At 40.8% G+C, this 16,661-nt stretch carries 13 protein-coding genes and 1 riboswitch; all 13 genes read right to left on the bottom strand.

The genetic code is table 11. From position 1 onward, the window contains the following. Window positions 1-149 precede the first annotated feature (149 nt). On the bottom strand, window positions 150-1,025 hold the full coding sequence (locus tag G7058_RS09495; RefSeq protein ID WP_166063318.1) for an ROK family protein: 876 nt from the start codon (window positions 1,023-1,025) through the stop codon (window positions 150-152). Window positions 1,026-1,221: 196 nt separating this feature from the next. Further along, on the bottom strand, window positions 1,222-2,172 hold the full coding sequence (gene nrdF, locus G7058_RS09490) for a class 1b ribonucleoside-diphosphate reductase subunit beta (RefSeq protein WP_166063317.1): 951 nt from the start codon (window positions 2,170-2,172) through the stop codon (window positions 1,222-1,224). Between the two features lie 12 nt (window positions 2,173-2,184). Continuing rightward, window positions 2,185-4,710, bottom strand: a complete 2,526-nt coding sequence (nrdE, locus tag G7058_RS09485; RefSeq protein ID WP_166063316.1) for a class 1b ribonucleoside-diphosphate reductase subunit alpha — start codon at window positions 4,708-4,710, stop codon at window positions 2,185-2,187. Continuing rightward, on the bottom strand, window positions 4,711-4,944 hold the full coding sequence (locus G7058_RS09480) for a glutaredoxin domain-containing protein (RefSeq protein WP_166063315.1): 234 nt from the start codon (window positions 4,942-4,944) through the stop codon (window positions 4,711-4,713). A gap of 120 nt (window positions 4,945-5,064) precedes the next feature. Continuing rightward, a riboswitch (cobalamin riboswitch) is annotated at window positions 5,065-5,255 on the bottom strand. Window positions 5,256-5,346: 91 nt separating this feature from the next. Beyond that, complete coding sequence (locus G7058_RS09475) at window positions 5,347-6,282, bottom strand: 2-keto-3-deoxygluconate permease (RefSeq protein WP_166063314.1); 936 nt, start codon at window positions 6,280-6,282, stop codon at window positions 5,347-5,349. Between the two features lie 179 nt (window positions 6,283-6,461). Then, window positions 6,462-8,045 (bottom strand): xylulokinase, encoded by a 1,584-nt coding sequence (locus tag G7058_RS09470; protein WP_166063313.1) that lies wholly within the window; start codon window positions 8,043-8,045, stop codon window positions 6,462-6,464. A 7-nt stretch (window positions 8,046-8,052) separates the two neighbouring features. After that, on the bottom strand, window positions 8,053-9,471 hold the full coding sequence (locus G7058_RS09465) for a glycoside hydrolase family 43 protein (protein WP_166063312.1): 1,419 nt from the start codon (window positions 9,469-9,471) through the stop codon (window positions 8,053-8,055). Window positions 9,472-9,486: 15 nt separating this feature from the next. Continuing rightward, the gene (locus G7058_RS09460) at window positions 9,487-10,698 is read right to left on the bottom strand and encodes a glycoside hydrolase family 27 protein (protein ID WP_166063311.1); all 1,212 of its coding nucleotides are present in this window, start codon (window positions 10,696-10,698) and stop codon (window positions 9,487-9,489) included. Continuing rightward, window positions 10,698-12,665 (bottom strand): glycoside hydrolase family 127 protein, encoded by a 1,968-nt coding sequence (locus tag G7058_RS09455; protein ID WP_166063310.1) that lies wholly within the window; start codon window positions 12,663-12,665, stop codon window positions 10,698-10,700. The genes G7058_RS09460 and G7058_RS09455 overlap by 1 nt, the downstream gene beginning before the upstream one ends. Before the next feature lie 63 nt (window positions 12,666-12,728). Next, a complete protein-coding gene (araA, locus tag G7058_RS09450) occupies window positions 12,729-14,153 on the bottom strand; it encodes an L-arabinose isomerase (RefSeq protein WP_166063309.1) in 1,425 nt (474 codons plus the stop codon). Continuing rightward, entirely contained in the window at window positions 14,154-14,861 is a 708-nt protein-coding gene (araD, locus tag G7058_RS09445) for an L-ribulose-5-phosphate 4-epimerase (protein ID WP_166063308.1), read from the bottom strand. 430 nt (window positions 14,862-15,291) lie between these two features. After that, the gene (locus G7058_RS09440) at window positions 15,292-16,386 is read right to left on the bottom strand and encodes a GntR family transcriptional regulator (protein WP_166063307.1); all 1,095 of its coding nucleotides are present in this window, start codon (window positions 16,384-16,386) and stop codon (window positions 15,292-15,294) included. Between the two features lie 85 nt (window positions 16,387-16,471). After that, window positions 16,472-16,630: a DUF6171 family protein gene (locus G7058_RS11915; RefSeq protein WP_227004528.1), complete on the bottom strand. Its 159-nt coding sequence runs from the start codon at window positions 16,628-16,630 to the stop codon at window positions 16,472-16,474. Between the last annotated feature and the right edge of the window lie 31 nt (window positions 16,631-16,661).

The raw sequence follows: 16,661 nt of genomic DNA, 5'->3' as shown, positions 1-16,661 counted from the left end.
TTTACGTTTGAGTGCGCAGGTGAGATACATTACTACAAAAAAAGGAAAGTGGTTGGCCCCAACCTCTTTCCTTTTTTATAGCATTTTAGTTTTTTTCATTTACTTCCTGCATGTTTTAAAAGAAAATACGACTCCAAACAGACAGGCTTTTAGCGTTTATCGAAAGCGACGACGGCTCCCATTAAATTCGCGTCGTTGTTGTACTGACAAGGAACCACATTCACTTCCACATCTGTTGCATTCGTTTTTTTGAGCAAGTGATGAATGCGCTCCGTTACTTCTGGAATTAGTTCTTTACGCGCTGAAATCGCGCCACCAATTACAACTTTCTCCGGATTCAAAGCTACTAAAAGTGTATGAATGCCCCTTGCCAAATTGTTTTTCAAATTTTCCACATAACGCACGGCGATGGGCTCTCCCTCCTCGGCACGGGTAAATAATTCTTTCCCAGAAATCGTTCCTTTCGGCAATCCTAATTCTTCTGTGTACAGTCTTGCAGCGCGAACCGGACTCGCTAAATCACTGAACGAAGCGTCTCCTTCCAACAGCATAAACCCAAACTCTCCACCGAATAAATTCTTACCTTTTATTAACTCTTTGTTGATAATAACCGCTCCGCCGATACCAGAGCCAATAACAATAAACAATGCGTTATCAACATCTCGCGCCGCACCGTAGGCCACTTCGGCAAGCGCTGCACAATTGGCATCATTCTCGATTGAAACAGGTACTCCTAGTAATTCACTTAATTCCGTTTGAATAGGAATGTTATGAATGTATGGAACAGCACTGAAGCCGTTAATAACACCCGCTTCTGAATCTACTGCACCCGGGCAAGAAAATGCCGCCCCACTGAATTTTTCTGTTGTTTTTTCTTGTAAAGCGTTAAATATTCGGCTTAATTCCACCTTCATTTGTTCCCAATTATCAGGTGTTTGAAATTTATCTTGTTGCTCGATTTGGTCGTCCGACCAAATGCCATATTTAACTGCTGTTCCACCAATGTCAAATACTGCTAATGCCATTTTTCCACCTTCACTTTATTCATTATTGTAATCGGATACATTCTCCTACAAATTAGTATACTATTTATACCGTCCGAAAAATACTGTCATTCTTAACAATTCTTGTCACTTACCGCTCATAATGCCTTATATAAAAAACCGCTCACTCAAAACGAAAATCCCGTTTTGAGTGAGCGGTTTGTCGCATATTATTCAGTTAAAAATCGTAATCGTCATCATCCATCGCTTCAACATTCCCCATCAAGTAACCCGAACCGACTTGTGAGAAGAAGTCATGATTAGTTGTATCTGTTGATAAGCCATTCATGACAATGGGATTGACCTGTTCTGCACTGGCATCTGGGAAAAATGGTTCAAATCCCAAATTTTGCAAAGCTTTATTCGCATTGTATTTTACAAACGTTTTGACCTCATTTGTCCAGCCGATTTGATCATACACTTCTTCCGTATACAACAATTCGTTTTCCATTAAGTCATAAAGCAGTTCATACATCCAATCGCGGATTTCAGCTTGCTCATCTTCATCTAATTGGTTATAGCCCAATTGGAATTTATAACCCAGGTACGTTCCATGAACCGATTCATCGCGGATGATTAATTTAATAATTTCTGCAACGTTTGGTAGTAGGTTATTACCTAAATACCATAACGGCGTATAAAATCCACTGTAAAATAAGAATGATTCCAGAAAGACACTGGCGATTTTCTTTTGCAACGGCGTGCCATTTTGATAAATGTCATTGATTCGTTTCGCCTTATATTGCAACGTTTCATTTGAATTGGTCCATTCGAAAATTTCTTCGATTTTGCGGTTGTTATTTAATGAAATAAAAATCGTACTATAACTTTTCGCATGAACAGACTCCATAAATAAGATATTATTTAGGACCGCTTCTTCATGCTGTGTCCGGACTGCATCCCGCATGACATTCGCGCCTTCTTCTGATTGCAAGGTATCCAAAAGCGTTAAGCCCCCAAATGCTTTGTTCACAACATCGCGCTCTTCATCGGTTAAGCTGCGCCAGTCATCCAAATCATTCGAGACAGGTATACGTGTATCCAACCAAAATTGGGACGTTAACTTTTCCCATGTATGCTTATCTAATTCATCTTCTAATTTATTCCAATCAATTGCTACATAACTCATTTTATCTTCCTCCTAAACCATACAACTTTCACATGAATTCGCGCCAATTATTTCACCATCATCGGTATAGGTGCGTACATAGTACAAGGATTTAATCCCTTTTGAAAAGGCATAATTACGTAGTCGATTTAAGTCGCGTGTTGTCATGGCAGCTGGTTTGCCTATTTTCCACTCATAAAGACCTTCAGGAATTTGTGAGCGCATAAATAACGTTAAGCTCATACCTTGATCAATATGCGGTTGTGCCGCAGCGTATACATCAATGATTTGACGTTGATCCATATCAAATGCTGAGGTGTAATACGGCATTGTCTCATTTGACAAATAAGGCGCTGGATAGAAAATAGCCCCTACTGTCTTTTCTTGACGGTGCTCAATTCGTTGTGTGATTGGATGCAAGGACGCACTCGTTTCATTGATATAAGAAATCGATCCGTTTGGGGCAATTGCTAGGCGATTACGATGGTAAAGACCATGTGTTTGAATCGCTTGCTTCAATTCTTCCCAATCAGCTCGAGAAGGAATTCCAACATTTTTGAAAATAGCTGCAACCTTTTCTGATTGGAAGGCGAATTCATTTTCTAAATAAGCATCAAAGTAACTGCCGTCCGCATATTTTGATTTTTCAAAATTATGGAACGCCTGTCCTTTTTCTTTGGCTATTTTATTACTTGCTAATAGCGAATAATAATTTAAGGATCTAAAATATGCATCCGTAAATTCCAGTGATTCCGGTGTTCCGTATGCCATTTGATTACGCGCAAATGCGGTATGAAGACCCATCGCTCCTAGTCCGATTGTATGGTACAAATCGTTCCCTTTTTTAATCGTTGGGACTTCATTGATTGCCGTATGCTCCGTCACTGTTGTTAGCGCACGGACCGCCACTTCAATCGATTTCCCAAAATTAGGAGACGTCAAGATGTTGGGAATATTCGTTGAACCGAGATTACAACTAATATCCGTACCCGTTACGTTGTAAGACAAATCATCATTTAGGATGGACGGCTCTTGCGGTTGAAAAATCTCACTACACAAGTTACTCATAATCACTTTGCCTGCAACAGGATTCGCACGATTTACCGTATCAATATTGATAATATACGGATAACCGGATTCTTGTTGTAAACGAGAAATCTCTTGCTCAAGCTCACGTGCATTAATTTTCGTTTTGCTGATAGCATCGTTTGCGACCATTTCATCGTACTTTTCAGTAATGTCGATATAGGAGAAGGGCTTACCATAAGCGCGCTCGACATCATACGGACTGAATAAATACATTGGGCGGTTTGTTTTCAATAATTCATAGTACTTATCCGGCACGACAAGGCCAAGAGACAACGTTTTTACACGGATTTTTTCATCCGCATTTTCCTTCTTAGTCGATAAAAACGCGTAAATATCCGGGTGGAAAACGTTCAGATAAACAGCTCCTGCTCCGTTACGTTGCCCTAATTGGTTACTGTAACTGAAACTGTCTTCCAAAAGTTTCATGACCGGTACAACACCGGATGAAGCATTCTCAATCTTCTTAATCGGTGCTCCGGCTTCACGCAGGTTGGATAGGTTTACTCCCACCCCGCCACCTTTACGAGACAATTGCAAGGACGAGTTTATCCCGCGTCCGATTGACAACATCGAATCATCTAAATCAATCAAGAAACAGGACACCAGTTCTCCACGCCGTTTTTTTCCTGCATTTAAGAAAGTAGGCGTTGCTGGTTGGTAACGTTGCGTAATCATTTCTTCCGCAATATCGCGGGCCAGCTGCTCATCACCATTTGCCAAAAATAGTGCGTTGAACACGACACGATCTTCATAGCGTTCCAAATATTTCGCGCCATCGTTCGTTTTCAACGCATATTGGGTATAAAATTTATAAGCTGCCATAAAGCTCTTAAAGCGGAACTTGTGCGCGTACACTTTTTGGAATATCTCTTTTATAAATGCATCGGAATAATTCTCAAGCATTTCTCCGTCGATATAGTCTTCACGAACTAAGTACCCCAACTTTTCTTCTAAGGTATAGAAGAAGACCGTATTCATATTAATTTCTTCCAAAAAATAAGCACGAACGGCTTCCTTATCTTTGTGTAAAGGAATCATTCCATCCACAGGAATATTCACTTCGTTATTTAAATTAAAGTAACTGACTCGTTTCGTTTTCTGACTCATTCTATCCAACTCACTTTCTAATTTCTGAACGTCATAATCGCTACCTTGAAACTCGAATTCATGCAGTACGGGTAACCCATATTGTTGCTCCAAATCATGAACCGTAAAGCAATATAAATCAGCAAAATTGCGGTTCCCACCACCAAATAACCCCAAACACAACCGGGCATTTTCTCCGGTTTCTAAAAAATCATTCACCGGTTCCGTAACCTCTGAAACATAGGTTGGAACGACTAATATGAAAGGTTCATCCATTTTAATAAACGGATTCGTTACGGTGATTTCAACACTTTCGATATGTGGCAACTTCGCAATAAAACGTCTGGTTTGTCCTGTAACTGAGAAATAAGCTAATTTCGGCATTTAAATTACCAACGCATCCAACTTCTGTGGTTGGTAACCCGTAAACGGTTCTTCTCCTTCAATCACAATGACAGGCAAAGTTTGGAAACCGAGTGCTTTAACTTCTTCTGCCCAATCCGGGTTTTCAGAAATATTCTTTTCGAAATAAGAGACCTTACTTTTATCGAGATATTTTTTAGTAAACATACATTGACCGCACCCAGGCTTGCTATAAATCGTTACTTTCTTTTCCATTTTTTTCGCTCCTTTATATTTTTGGATACAAAAAAACCGTTCATGTGGAATGAACGGCAAAAAACGATAGAATTCCCTATTTAGAGAGCCCACCGTTTCATCTTTTTCATCCCCGAAAAATAGAAACTACAATAAAAGGCAGGTCTCCTGGCTCATGTATCATCCTACTTTAGCCCTTCCCATGTTTTCTTCTAAAAAGAAAACACAGTGGTTTGCTATTTCGTCCACACTAACAGTTGCGGGGGCAGCTCCAGCTTTTCACTGGATTCCCTATTAAGGCATTAAATGCCACTTTTTATCGCGGTACTATATTTTGTATTTTAAATTTTAAATGTAGGTATATGCATACTACATGTAGAATAGTAACACAGGTTCTCAAACTAGCCAAGCTTATTAACTAACTTATTTTTTATAGGTTGAAGTATAAATTTTCTTTACAATAAAAGATGTCACTACGCTGGTAACGACCACTGCCGTCAAAATTTGTCCCATTGCATTTGCAACGTACGGTTGTAAAACAGGAAACGCTGCTGCTAAGGCTGCGGGCGTTGAAACCGACACTCCTGCAACAGATAACATGCCCACTGCTGCAATTCCATCTTGTTTCAATATGCGCTTATCAACAAAGTAAATAGGAAGCATTGCGATGTAATAAATAACAACTAAGAGGAGACCTAAAATACCAGCTTTGGCAACTTCCAAGAAGTTGATCCCTTGTCCGATATTCCAACCAAGAATTGGCAACAACACACTTACACCCGGAGCAAATAATGTTGCAAATTTCTTATCTAAGTTTCCAAGCAACATCCCAACTGCGATCGGAATTAATGAGGAAAGAACAGGCATCCAATCCAATTCCGCACCAGCTGCCGATGCCAGACTATACGTCAACATTGGAACAACCGGAATACTAAACAAACCAATTAGACCCATTGCTGCAGCATCTTCTTTTTTACCATATTCATTTACTAGCGACAAGTAAACAGCGGGGTTTAAGCTTGCGATCCCAACGACCATTGCCATTGTACTCAAGCCGAACAGCCCATCTGTTCCAAGTGCCTTAATTAATACAAACCCAAGGGCAACACTGATAATCAGTTTTACAACGAGGAGAACGCCTTGACGTTTCAAAATATTTACAAGTTTTTTTAAATCGATTCCGGTACCCGAATAGAAACACAAGGCTCCAAGAATAAAGTTCATATAATCACCGGAAAACAGAGCTTCAGTTAACCCGCCAATATGCACCATTTCTGGCCAAATAGTATAAAGAAGTGCACTAAGTAATAATGGAACCAAGAACAAGCCTGCTGGTAATTTGCTTACTTTATCAAACATTTCTTAACCCCTTTTTTATTTATTTTATTAGCTGACCATAGCATATCCAACGCTAGAAAAATAGTAATTTGGTAAAGCAAACAAACAGTTGCTACAAAGCGCAAAAATACTTTGGATTCGGCTCTGTTTCTGACAATAAAAAGAAGAAATGAGATTTGCCCCCATTTCTTCTTTTTTCCCTACCGCATATGTTTAATTGCTGCCCGCTCAATATGTAATGCTTCACGGTATTGCACCATAAAATCATTAAAGCTGGCAACACCCGTTGGATCTGGAGCTAATGTTGACCCTTTATTTCCTGCAAATACTTTTGTATCTAAGTATTTCTCCAACGATTCCCCGGATTCTTTATTTACTAAGTAAGCAGCCAATAGAGCCATACCCCATGGACCGCCCTCACCTGCTGTCTCCATAAGTGAGACAGACACTTCCATCGCATCAGCCATGATTTGTTGGCCGACACGTTCCGTTTTAAAGAAGCCACCATGACCTAATAAATTATCTAGTTTCACTTTTTCTTCTTTTGTTAAAATATCCATCCCGATTTTAAGAGTTCCAAGTGCAGAATAGATTTGTGTGCGCATAAAGTTCGCTAAAGTTAAGCGGCTGTCCGGCATTCTCACAAATAGTGGACGGCCTTCTTCAAAGCCTGTAATAGGCTCGCCCGAGAAGTAGTTGATATTCATCAATCCGCCTAAATCAGCATCTGCTTCCATCGCTTTTTCGAATAATGTCGTATACAAATGTCCCATATCAACATCAGCACCAATCGCACGCGCTGTTTCAGCAAACAAACCAGCCCACGCATTAATATCTGACGTAAAGTTATTACAGTGAACCATCGCAACTGGTTTCCCTGTAGGTGTTGTAACCATGTCGATTTCCATATGGACTTTTTCAAGTTCTTTTTCTAACACAACCATCGCAAAATCAGACGTTCCAGCTGATACGTTACCTGTTCGTTCAGCGACACTGTTCGTTGCGACCATTCCTGTTCCGGCATCCCCTTCAGGCGGTGCGATTGGAATACCTGCTTGAAGCGTTCCAGTTGGATCCAATAATAAGGCTCCCGCTTCAGTCAACGTCCCAGCTGCTTCACCCGCAGAGAGAACGGTTGGCAAGATGGTTTCCAGGTTCCATTCAAATGGAACCAATTCATTGAACTGGTCAACCATTTCGGCATGATACGTTCCAGTTTGGCTGTCAATTGGGAACATGCCGGACGCTTCACCAACACCCATTACTTTTTCGCCGGTTAATTTCCAGTGAACATAACCCGCTAAGGTTGTTAAATGCGCAATGTCTTTGACGTGTGTTTCTTCGTTTAATAGTGCTTGATAAAGATGCGCAATGCTCCATCTTTGCGGGATGTTGAAGTTGAATTTCTCAGTTAACAGCATTGCTGCTTGCTCTGTAGAAGTATTACGCCATGTACGGAAAGCAGCCAGTTGGTTGCCATCTTTATCAAATGGTAAATACCCATGCATCATTGCTGAAAAGCCTAGAGCACCTGTCGTTGTCAGTTCAACATCGTATTGCTCTTTCACTGCTTTTGCCAACTCCGCATACGCTGTTTGTACACCTGCCCAAACAGATTCAAGACTATATGTCCAATAGCCTTTTTCAAGCTTATTCTCCCAGTCAAATGAACCAGAAGCCAGTACAGTATGATTATCAAAGCCGATTAACACTGCTTTAATACGTGTTGATCCAAATTCGATTCCGAGCGCTGTTTTCCCTTGTTCTATTAATTGCTTCTTCATCCTATCCCTACTTTCTCACCATCATGAAGGCTTTACCTTCTGGAGTTAAACCTGTAAAGGTCATTGTTTGTTTTTCTGTATATTCATCCCATTGCGGTAAAAAGTGGCCGTTGACGGTTTCTCCGTTCAACTGAACTGTTGCCAGCCCCTGTTCACCTAATTCTACTTTCCCAGAATAGTCACCTGAAATTTTCTTATTAGTAATCGTTATGCCTTGCGACACAATCGTGTCTGGAACAATCGTGTTTTGATCTTCAATTATTAAATAGTCACCTTGAACATCACCGTATGATACTGTCTCTATTTTTTCACCCGCATAACGACGTGGCGCAATAACAGGCCAACCATCCGCGTTAAATAATAATGCATGCACACGAACTTCATGCATTTCTCCCGATTCAGGGAAACGTGTATGGAAAAGTATGAAGTACTGGTTTAGTTCTTCATCGTAATATGCCGAGTTATGCCCGGGAGATACATAACCATATTCTTCATTTTCGCTATACTGCCATAAATAATTCCCTAATACCTTGGTTCCGTATGGCGCAATCGAAATATCATCAAAAATCGTGCCATCTTCACCTTTAGCATCAATCATATCTTGATTATTCATGTCTTCGTATGGACCATCCGGATTCTTGGATCTTGCAACTCGAATATTATATGAGCCATCTGCATCCAACCCGCCAAATGACGTAAAGAGATAATAAAACATCGTTTCTTGATTGTATAAAATATAAGGTGCTTCAATTCGTGCATGATTGCCACCTAGTAATTTGGTACCGTAAGTTTCTTCTGTTGGTAAGCCGGTCGTTTTATCCAGAGGTAATATGAAAATTCCGCCCGAATACGAGCCGTAAACCATCCATAATTCGCCTGCTTCATCATAGAAAACGTGCGGATCAATAGCATTTGGATGAATCGTTGCATTATAAGGTTGCCCGTCAGGTGAACGACCGCGTCCAGACGTCAAGAAAGATTCGACTTTTTCATACGGTCCTTCAATGTCATCTGAAACTGCAAGACCTAACACAGACAACGGGCTACTTCCTTCACATAAACAATAGTAGAGATAATAACGACCGTCTTCTAATTGAATAATGTCGCTTGCCCAAAAAGTAGTAGTCTGTGCGTATGAAAATTCTTCCTCAAATTCTTTAAACACATCTTCGAAAAGTTGAGATGACGCTACACTCTCAGAGAGTGTTTCCCACTTCATTAAGTCTTTTGACTTCGCAAACTGTAAATGTGAACCAATAATGTACTTCTCATTCCCATCTAGCCATACTGAAGGATCATGAACCGAAGTATTTTCAAATTGAGGTTTTTCCAACACCTGTTTGACTGTTTTAACGTTCGAATTTTCAAAGGAGCATGCAGATAAAAGAGCAGAACTAAGTAACAATAACGCACCTACTTTTTTCATAATCCTATCCTCTCATTAATAACTGACTAAACAATCATGTGCAACTAAGGTTTCGCTGTTCTTTAACTTAGCAAGTGCGACAATCTCTGTTGGCGTAACACGTTCCGTATCGCTCAAATTAAAGATGACGTAATAAACCGTGGCATTTGCTTCTGTCTGCCATACAACCCAGTCATCTTCATTGTGGATTTGACGGGCATTACGACCTTCTTGATGCATTATTTTCAGCGTTGGTTCACGTAGTAAGTGCAATGTCCAGTCATCTAAATCGGTTAATTCGCAGCCGAGCATTAACGGTGAACGAAAAATAGACCACAATGTCATCATTGTCCGTTGCTCTGCTTTGGTAAAGCGCGTTAAACGATCCGCCCCACCACCATCAACAGAGCGAATACCAATATGTCCTAACGGCAACATATCACAATCAGGCCATGAGCCTGGTCCAACAAACGGGGACCATTGCGCACAACGCGTGAACATGTCTTTCAACTGTTCCCAATTGTCCCAAAAATCGTCGGTCAATCGCCACATGTTGGCATATTCCTGGAAGAACGTTCCGTATTTTAGCGGTGCCGGTCCTGGTGATAAACTCAAGACCATATCCCGCCCCGTTTTGTCGATTGCCTTTCGAATAGCTTTGATTTCCTCTAAATGCGTACTGTACAATTTTGAATCTGCAATATCATCGACTTTGATAAAATCAACGCCCCATTCCGCGTATAACTTAAAAATCGAATCATAATATGCTTGTGCCCCTTCTTTGCCCATGTCAATCCCATACATATCGGTATTCCATGGACAAATAGAATTCGCATGTGCGATATCCCGTGCTCTTAAGTTTGTTCCGGCAATCGGTACGTTCAAATGAACCGCTTGCCGCGGAATGCCTCTCATTATATGAATGCCGAACTTTAATCCCAAACTGTGAACATAATCCGAAAGGTTCTTAAAGCCCACTCCGTTTACAGCAGATGGAAAACGATTTTCAGCAGGTAATAAACGACCATATTCGTCCATTTTCAATTCAGCGAAAGCGTGATAATGAGAGGAATCAGCAGTCGGCTCATACCATTGGATATCAACGACGACATATTCCCAACCATGAGAAAGTAAATTTTCTGCCATGTATGCTGCATTTTCTTTGACTTCTGATTCTGTTACACTTGCTCCGTAAACATCCCAACTATTCCACCCTTTAGGGGGTGTCGTCATTTTTAAGTTAGCCATCATTCGCCTCCGTCATTTAACCATACGCGCATTTCGCCGGTATCTCTGTTCGCCCAACAATAATAAGGAATCAATCGTAAATTCTTTTCAAGATAACCAGGTTTTTGATACAGATAATATAAACTAGATGGCTCTGTCTGTTCTAACTTCTGAGCCGGTACATCAATAACGGAAATAGGTCCTAAGACCTCATCTTCAATATCTATCGCTACCGGCTCACCCTTCACATGATAAAGATGTAAGGCTGACTCATTATCACTTTCTTCAGCCGCATAGATAAAGGGACCTTTTTGGAACGCAACTTTTCCGTATGCACTTTTTACATTCGGATTGGCCTGCCATTTCAATACGGGCATATTATAGGTCAGACGCACTTCAATCGAATTGGAAAATAGAATCAGCTTAAAGTAACCATCAGTAATTTCTAGTACCTTTTCTTCGCCATTTACCCAAACGCTTACGTTATCCAACCAATAAGGAATCCGAATAAAAATCTCCGTTTCCAGATCATTCGTATTCGTAATCGTAAATGTCGATTCTTTTTTGTTTCTGAAGTCATGTTGTTGCTGCAATGTTGCGTTTTCGAATGCGCCTGTGCTGTCAATCCACTGGTTAATCCAAATACGTTTCGTATCTTCGGATTCGTCATAAATGTAGCGCTGAATCGCCGGAATCGTCCGTGCTAAGTTCGGTGGACAGCATGCACAACCAAACCAAGAAGGACGCGTTGCTTTCACATGACTTTTATCTGGATTTTTCAAACTGGCTTCCGGATCCACTTCGAGCGGGTTAACATAGAAGAAATGTTCGCCGTCCAGACTCATCCCACTTAGCATACTGTTATACAAAACGCGTTCCATAATATCTGCATACGCATTATTTTTATCCGATTTTTGCAAAACAGAAGTAAAATTCAATAATCCGATGGCCGCACAGGTTTCGCAGTACATCGTATCCGTCGGCAAATCGTAATCATATGTAAATGCTTCTCCTCTTACTGTGGAGCCGATTCCGCCTGTGATGTACATCCGCTTAGATACAATGCTTTCCCATATTTTTTTTGCTGCATTCAATAATGCCGAATCATTTAAGTAGTACGCCGTCCCTGCCATTGCTTGGGCCATATAAACCATTCGCACTGCATGTCCGCGCGGTTCAAGTTGCTCAATAACAGGCTTGTGCGCTTGAAGATAGACCAAATCAATATGTGGCATATGTCCTTCATGAATGCCATTTTTCTCATTTTCTAGTAATTGTTTATGGTAAAAATCTGGATCTTGTCCACGTACATTTAAGAAATAATAGCTTAAATCCAAATAATTTTTATTGCCGGTAAATTCATATAAACGAACCAAAGCTAATTCAATTTCCTGGTGACCGTCTGCTCCATTAATTTGCCCTTCATTTGGGCCAAATGCTTTTTTGATACACGCTATGAAGCGGTCTGAAACTGCGATTAAACGCAAATCACCTGTTGCTTCTGCATAGGCGACAGCAGCTTCAATCAAATGACCCGCACAATACAATTCATGGCTTTCCATGAGACGTCTAAATTTCAATTGTGGTTTCTCAATTTGATAAAACGTACTCAAGTAACCATCAGCGTCTTGCGCCTCTTCGATTAATTCCACACACGTTTCCATGAGTGTCAGTAAATGTTCATCCGGTTTCACGCGATACGTATTCGCTGCGGCTTCAATCCATTTATATAGGTCACTGTCTTGAAACAGCCATCCATAATGATTGCCTTCTTTCTTACCCGCTGCGATTAAAAAATTCGCAATAACGTGGCTCTTTTCAGTCGGAATATTCACGTCATCGCGTTCACTTTCTATCTTTACAGTTGCCTTATCATTCAAAATATCCCATTGGAAGGGAAGCATTTTTTCTTTTACGATTTCCATGTATTTCTCCCAAAACGGACTCGTTACGTGAACAGGAGAGAATATTTTTCCGTTATCATTCATAAATTTAACATTCCTTTCAATGAAAGAGGGTAAAGTCTCTGCTTCACCCTCTCTTTTTGGATACTATTGAATGACGATATATTCTAAATCAACCATTTTTGCCCAGTCGATGATTTGATCAACTGTTAGCGCTAATGAAATAACTGTGTGGTGGCCGCCGCCCGCTTCAATCCAAGCTTTCACACCATCGTGGAAGTTTGGTTTCGGTTCCCACATCACACGTGCAACGGGTAATTTTGGTGCTGGAACGTCCGGTTTAATTGCTTCGACTGCGTTAATAATCAAGCGATAGTGTGTTCCTAAATCAAGCATTGAAACAACAACTGCTTCTCCGCCAACGCCATCAAATACATAACGTGCTGGGTCTTCACGATCACCAATACCCAATGGTTGTACCACTACTTTTGGTCTTGTAGCTGCAAGCGTTGGATCAACTTCCAACATATGAGAACCTAGAATCACTTCTTGACCTTCTACCAAGTGATACGTGTAATCTTCCATGAATCCTGTACGGTCGTTGTTTGCCATCACTTTCATCAAACGGTCCAAAGCAGCTGTCTTCCAGTCACCCTCACCGGCAAATCCATAGCCTTCAGCATTCAAACGCTGAACAGCTAGACCTGGCAGTTGTTTCATACCATGTAAGTCTTCAAAGTTGGTTGTAAAGGCTGTGTAGTTTCCTTTTTCTAAGAAACGACGCAAGGCAATTTCAATTTTAAGTTGCTCTTCTACTTGGCCTTTGAAGTATTCAGGTGTGTTATCTCCCACTTCTAAGTCCGCAACTTTTTCTAAATCTTCGTAAGCTGCAGCAACTTCCTCAGCTGTTACTTCTTTAATCTCAGCAACTAAATCGCCGATACCAAAGTAGTCAATTGTCCAACCAAATTGAATAGCTGCTTCTACCTTGTCACCTTCTGTTACCGCAACGTTACGCATATTGTCTCCGAAACGTGCAACGCGGATATTTTGGCTTTCAATATAACCAACTGCACTCGTCATCCAAGCAGATACATCTTCTTGAACGCGTTCACTTCCCCAGTGGCCGACAACAACTTTATTATTTTTCTTCAAACGTGCTGTGATGAAGCCATGTTCACGGTCACCGTGCGCACTTTGGTGGGTATTCATGTAGTCCATGTCGATTGTATCCCATGGAATTTCACGTTTGTATTGTGTTGCCAAGTGTAACAATGGTTTTTGCAACAATTTCAAACCTGGAATCCACATTTTTGATGGTGAGAATGTATGCATCCACGTAATTACGCCCGCTACTTCATCGTGGTAGTTGGCTTCTTTCATTACGTGTTTAATTTCATCTGCTGTTTTTACAACTTCTTTGAAACGAATCGGATACGCTAATTTACCTGAATCATTTAACCCTTTTACGATTTCTTCAGAGTCTTCACGTACAACATTAATAACATCTTCTCCGTACAAATGTTGACTACCTGTAACAAACCAAAATTCTTTTTGCGTAACTGTTAACATTTATTTCGTCTCCTTTTTTTGGCCATAATAGGCATTTTTTCCATGTTTACGTAAATAATGTTTATCGAGTAATGCTTGATCCATTGTAATGCCATGCGGATTCAATTGCAGTGTGTGGTAAGTCATTTCTGAAATTTGCTCCAGTACGACTGCATTGTGAACCGCATTAACAGCGGATGTTCCCCAAGTAAAGGGGCCGTGATCATTAACCAGGACACCAGGAACTTGAGCCGGATCAATTTGACGGTTACGGAACGTTTCGATAATAACGGATCCAGTATTTTTTTCGTAGGCTGTTTCGATTTCTTCTCGTTTCATCTGGCGCGTTGTTGGGATACTTCCGTAGAAATAATCACCATGCGTTGTGCCTGCTGCTGGGATGTCGAGACCTGCCTGAGCAAATGAAACTGCCCACGGACTATGGGTATGTACGACACCACTTATTTCTGGAAATGCTTTATACAGTTCCACATGCGTGGCAGTATCGCTTGAGGGATTCAATTTTCCTTCAACAACATTCCCATCCAAATCGACGACCACCATATCGTCAGCTTTTAGTACATCGTATTCAACGCCACTTGGTTTAATGACGACCAAATTCTTTTCTCGATCAATGCCGCTCACATTTCCCCAGGTAAAGGTAATGAGGTTATATTTTGGCAATAACATATTCGCTTCATAGACTTCTTTTTTTAATTTATCTAGCACAAGGCCACCTCCAACTTCCTAACTATTTAAAGCAACCGTTTACAATTCCATTTTATAACTTTGGTACGGATGTGTCAACGCTTAATTCGGTAAATGGTACGGATGATTTAATAACATAATCTTCAAAACCACGCTCTTTATATTGCTGAGCATAACAAAGAGCTACATTTTATTGAAATCTATGAGATAAAAGGTGGAATCGTTTTGTGGCTCTTAGTCGGGATTATAGTGTTTGACTCTTTATACCGGCTTTCAGTACTTTTCAATTTCCTGAAAGCCGGTGTTTTGTCGCTTTTACCGGCTTTCAGCTTTTCTTCCCCTCCTGAAAGCCGGTAGTTTCTCCTTTTTACCGGCTTTCAGCCCTTTGTCTTCTCCTGTATGCCGGTAGCTGCCCCCACTTTTACAGCTAAGCAATAAAAAAGAAGCCGAACTATTGTCCGAACTTCTTAGTTGTTTCTTGAATGATGAGGCGTGGTTCATAAATAATTGAATCACTCTTGGTTCCCGTTTGTTCAATCGCGTTCATCAGTACACGTGCTGCATCTTTACCCATTTGTTCTTGTGGATGCACAATAGATGTCGGAGCCTTGCCATTGTGATTCAATCGCATGCCGGAAGCATCGTGACTGACAAGTGACAAATCATCCGGAATCAAAAGACCGCGTTCATTAGCAGCTTCTTCAATCATCAGGGCCACTTGATCGTTGTAGGCTACAAAGGCCGTCGGTGGATTTTCAGCGGTCAATAGTTGCATAATTTCACTGCGCAAACCATCAGTCGTACGGGTTTCATACGTTAAAACGTGATCGCTTGACACGAAATCCCCAGCCTCCTCAAAGGCTTTGAAGTATCCTTTCAACCTGTTTCGGCCTTGGATATCATCTACTTTGGAAACAATCGCAATCTCACGGTGTCCTAAATCCAATAAATGCTTCGTCGCTAACTCTGTGCCGGCTTCATCGTCCATCGCTACAACTGGCGCATCCATTTCTGGATAGGCAGTATGTAAATAAACGAATGGAATCTGATTCAGTTTTAACTGAAGATAGTAAGACAGATTAGGATTAAAAAAACTACTCCGGGTCGGTTCAATTATTAAGCCATCCACCTGCTGCCGCAGCATCATCTCGATACTTTCACGTTCTTTTTCAGTGTCATTTTGAGTACTTGCCAAAAGCAATGAATAGCCATTCTCACGCAGTTCTTCTTCGATACCCCGGATAATACTGGGGAAAATATAGTCAGATAGATACGTAGTAATGACGCCGATTGTTTTACTTTTCTTTCCCATTGCTGCCTGTATTTTACGTTGCTCAACAACAAACGTTCCTGAGCCTTGAATTTTTTCCAAGACCCCTTCGTTCACTAAGGATGAGATTGCTTGACGAACAGTATGACGACTGACAGAAAAAGTTGTCATCAATTGTGACTCTGCAGGGATTTTTTCCCCTACTAAATATGCACCATCTTGAATTTGCTTTTTAATTTCTTCTTGGATAATCTGGTACTTCGCAAGTTTAGTCATTTCCTACCCACCCCACCTATTTTAGAATATTATAACACGATAGGTATGGTTTTGAAACGAAATTACATGAAGTTATCCGTACCACTTACCATTTTCCGACTGGACAGCTTTTTAATTTTAGACTGGCACGAAAGGCAACATAGCAACCGCACTTTGTGCATGTATGAGACTGTCGAAATGGACAGCTAGCGCAAATAGCTAACCGGCTTTCTCTTAAGTTATCTGACGATAGATTAATCTCCATAGACAGTTGTTCTTCAACTAGAGCTAATACC

It is taken from the genome of Jeotgalibaca porci (assembly GCF_011299095.1).
GTDB lineage: Bacteria > Bacillota > Bacilli > Lactobacillales > Aerococcaceae > Jeotgalibaca > Jeotgalibaca porci.
The sequence above is the reverse complement of the archived record's forward strand: the minus strand, read 5'-3'. Positions and strand labels throughout refer to the sequence as shown.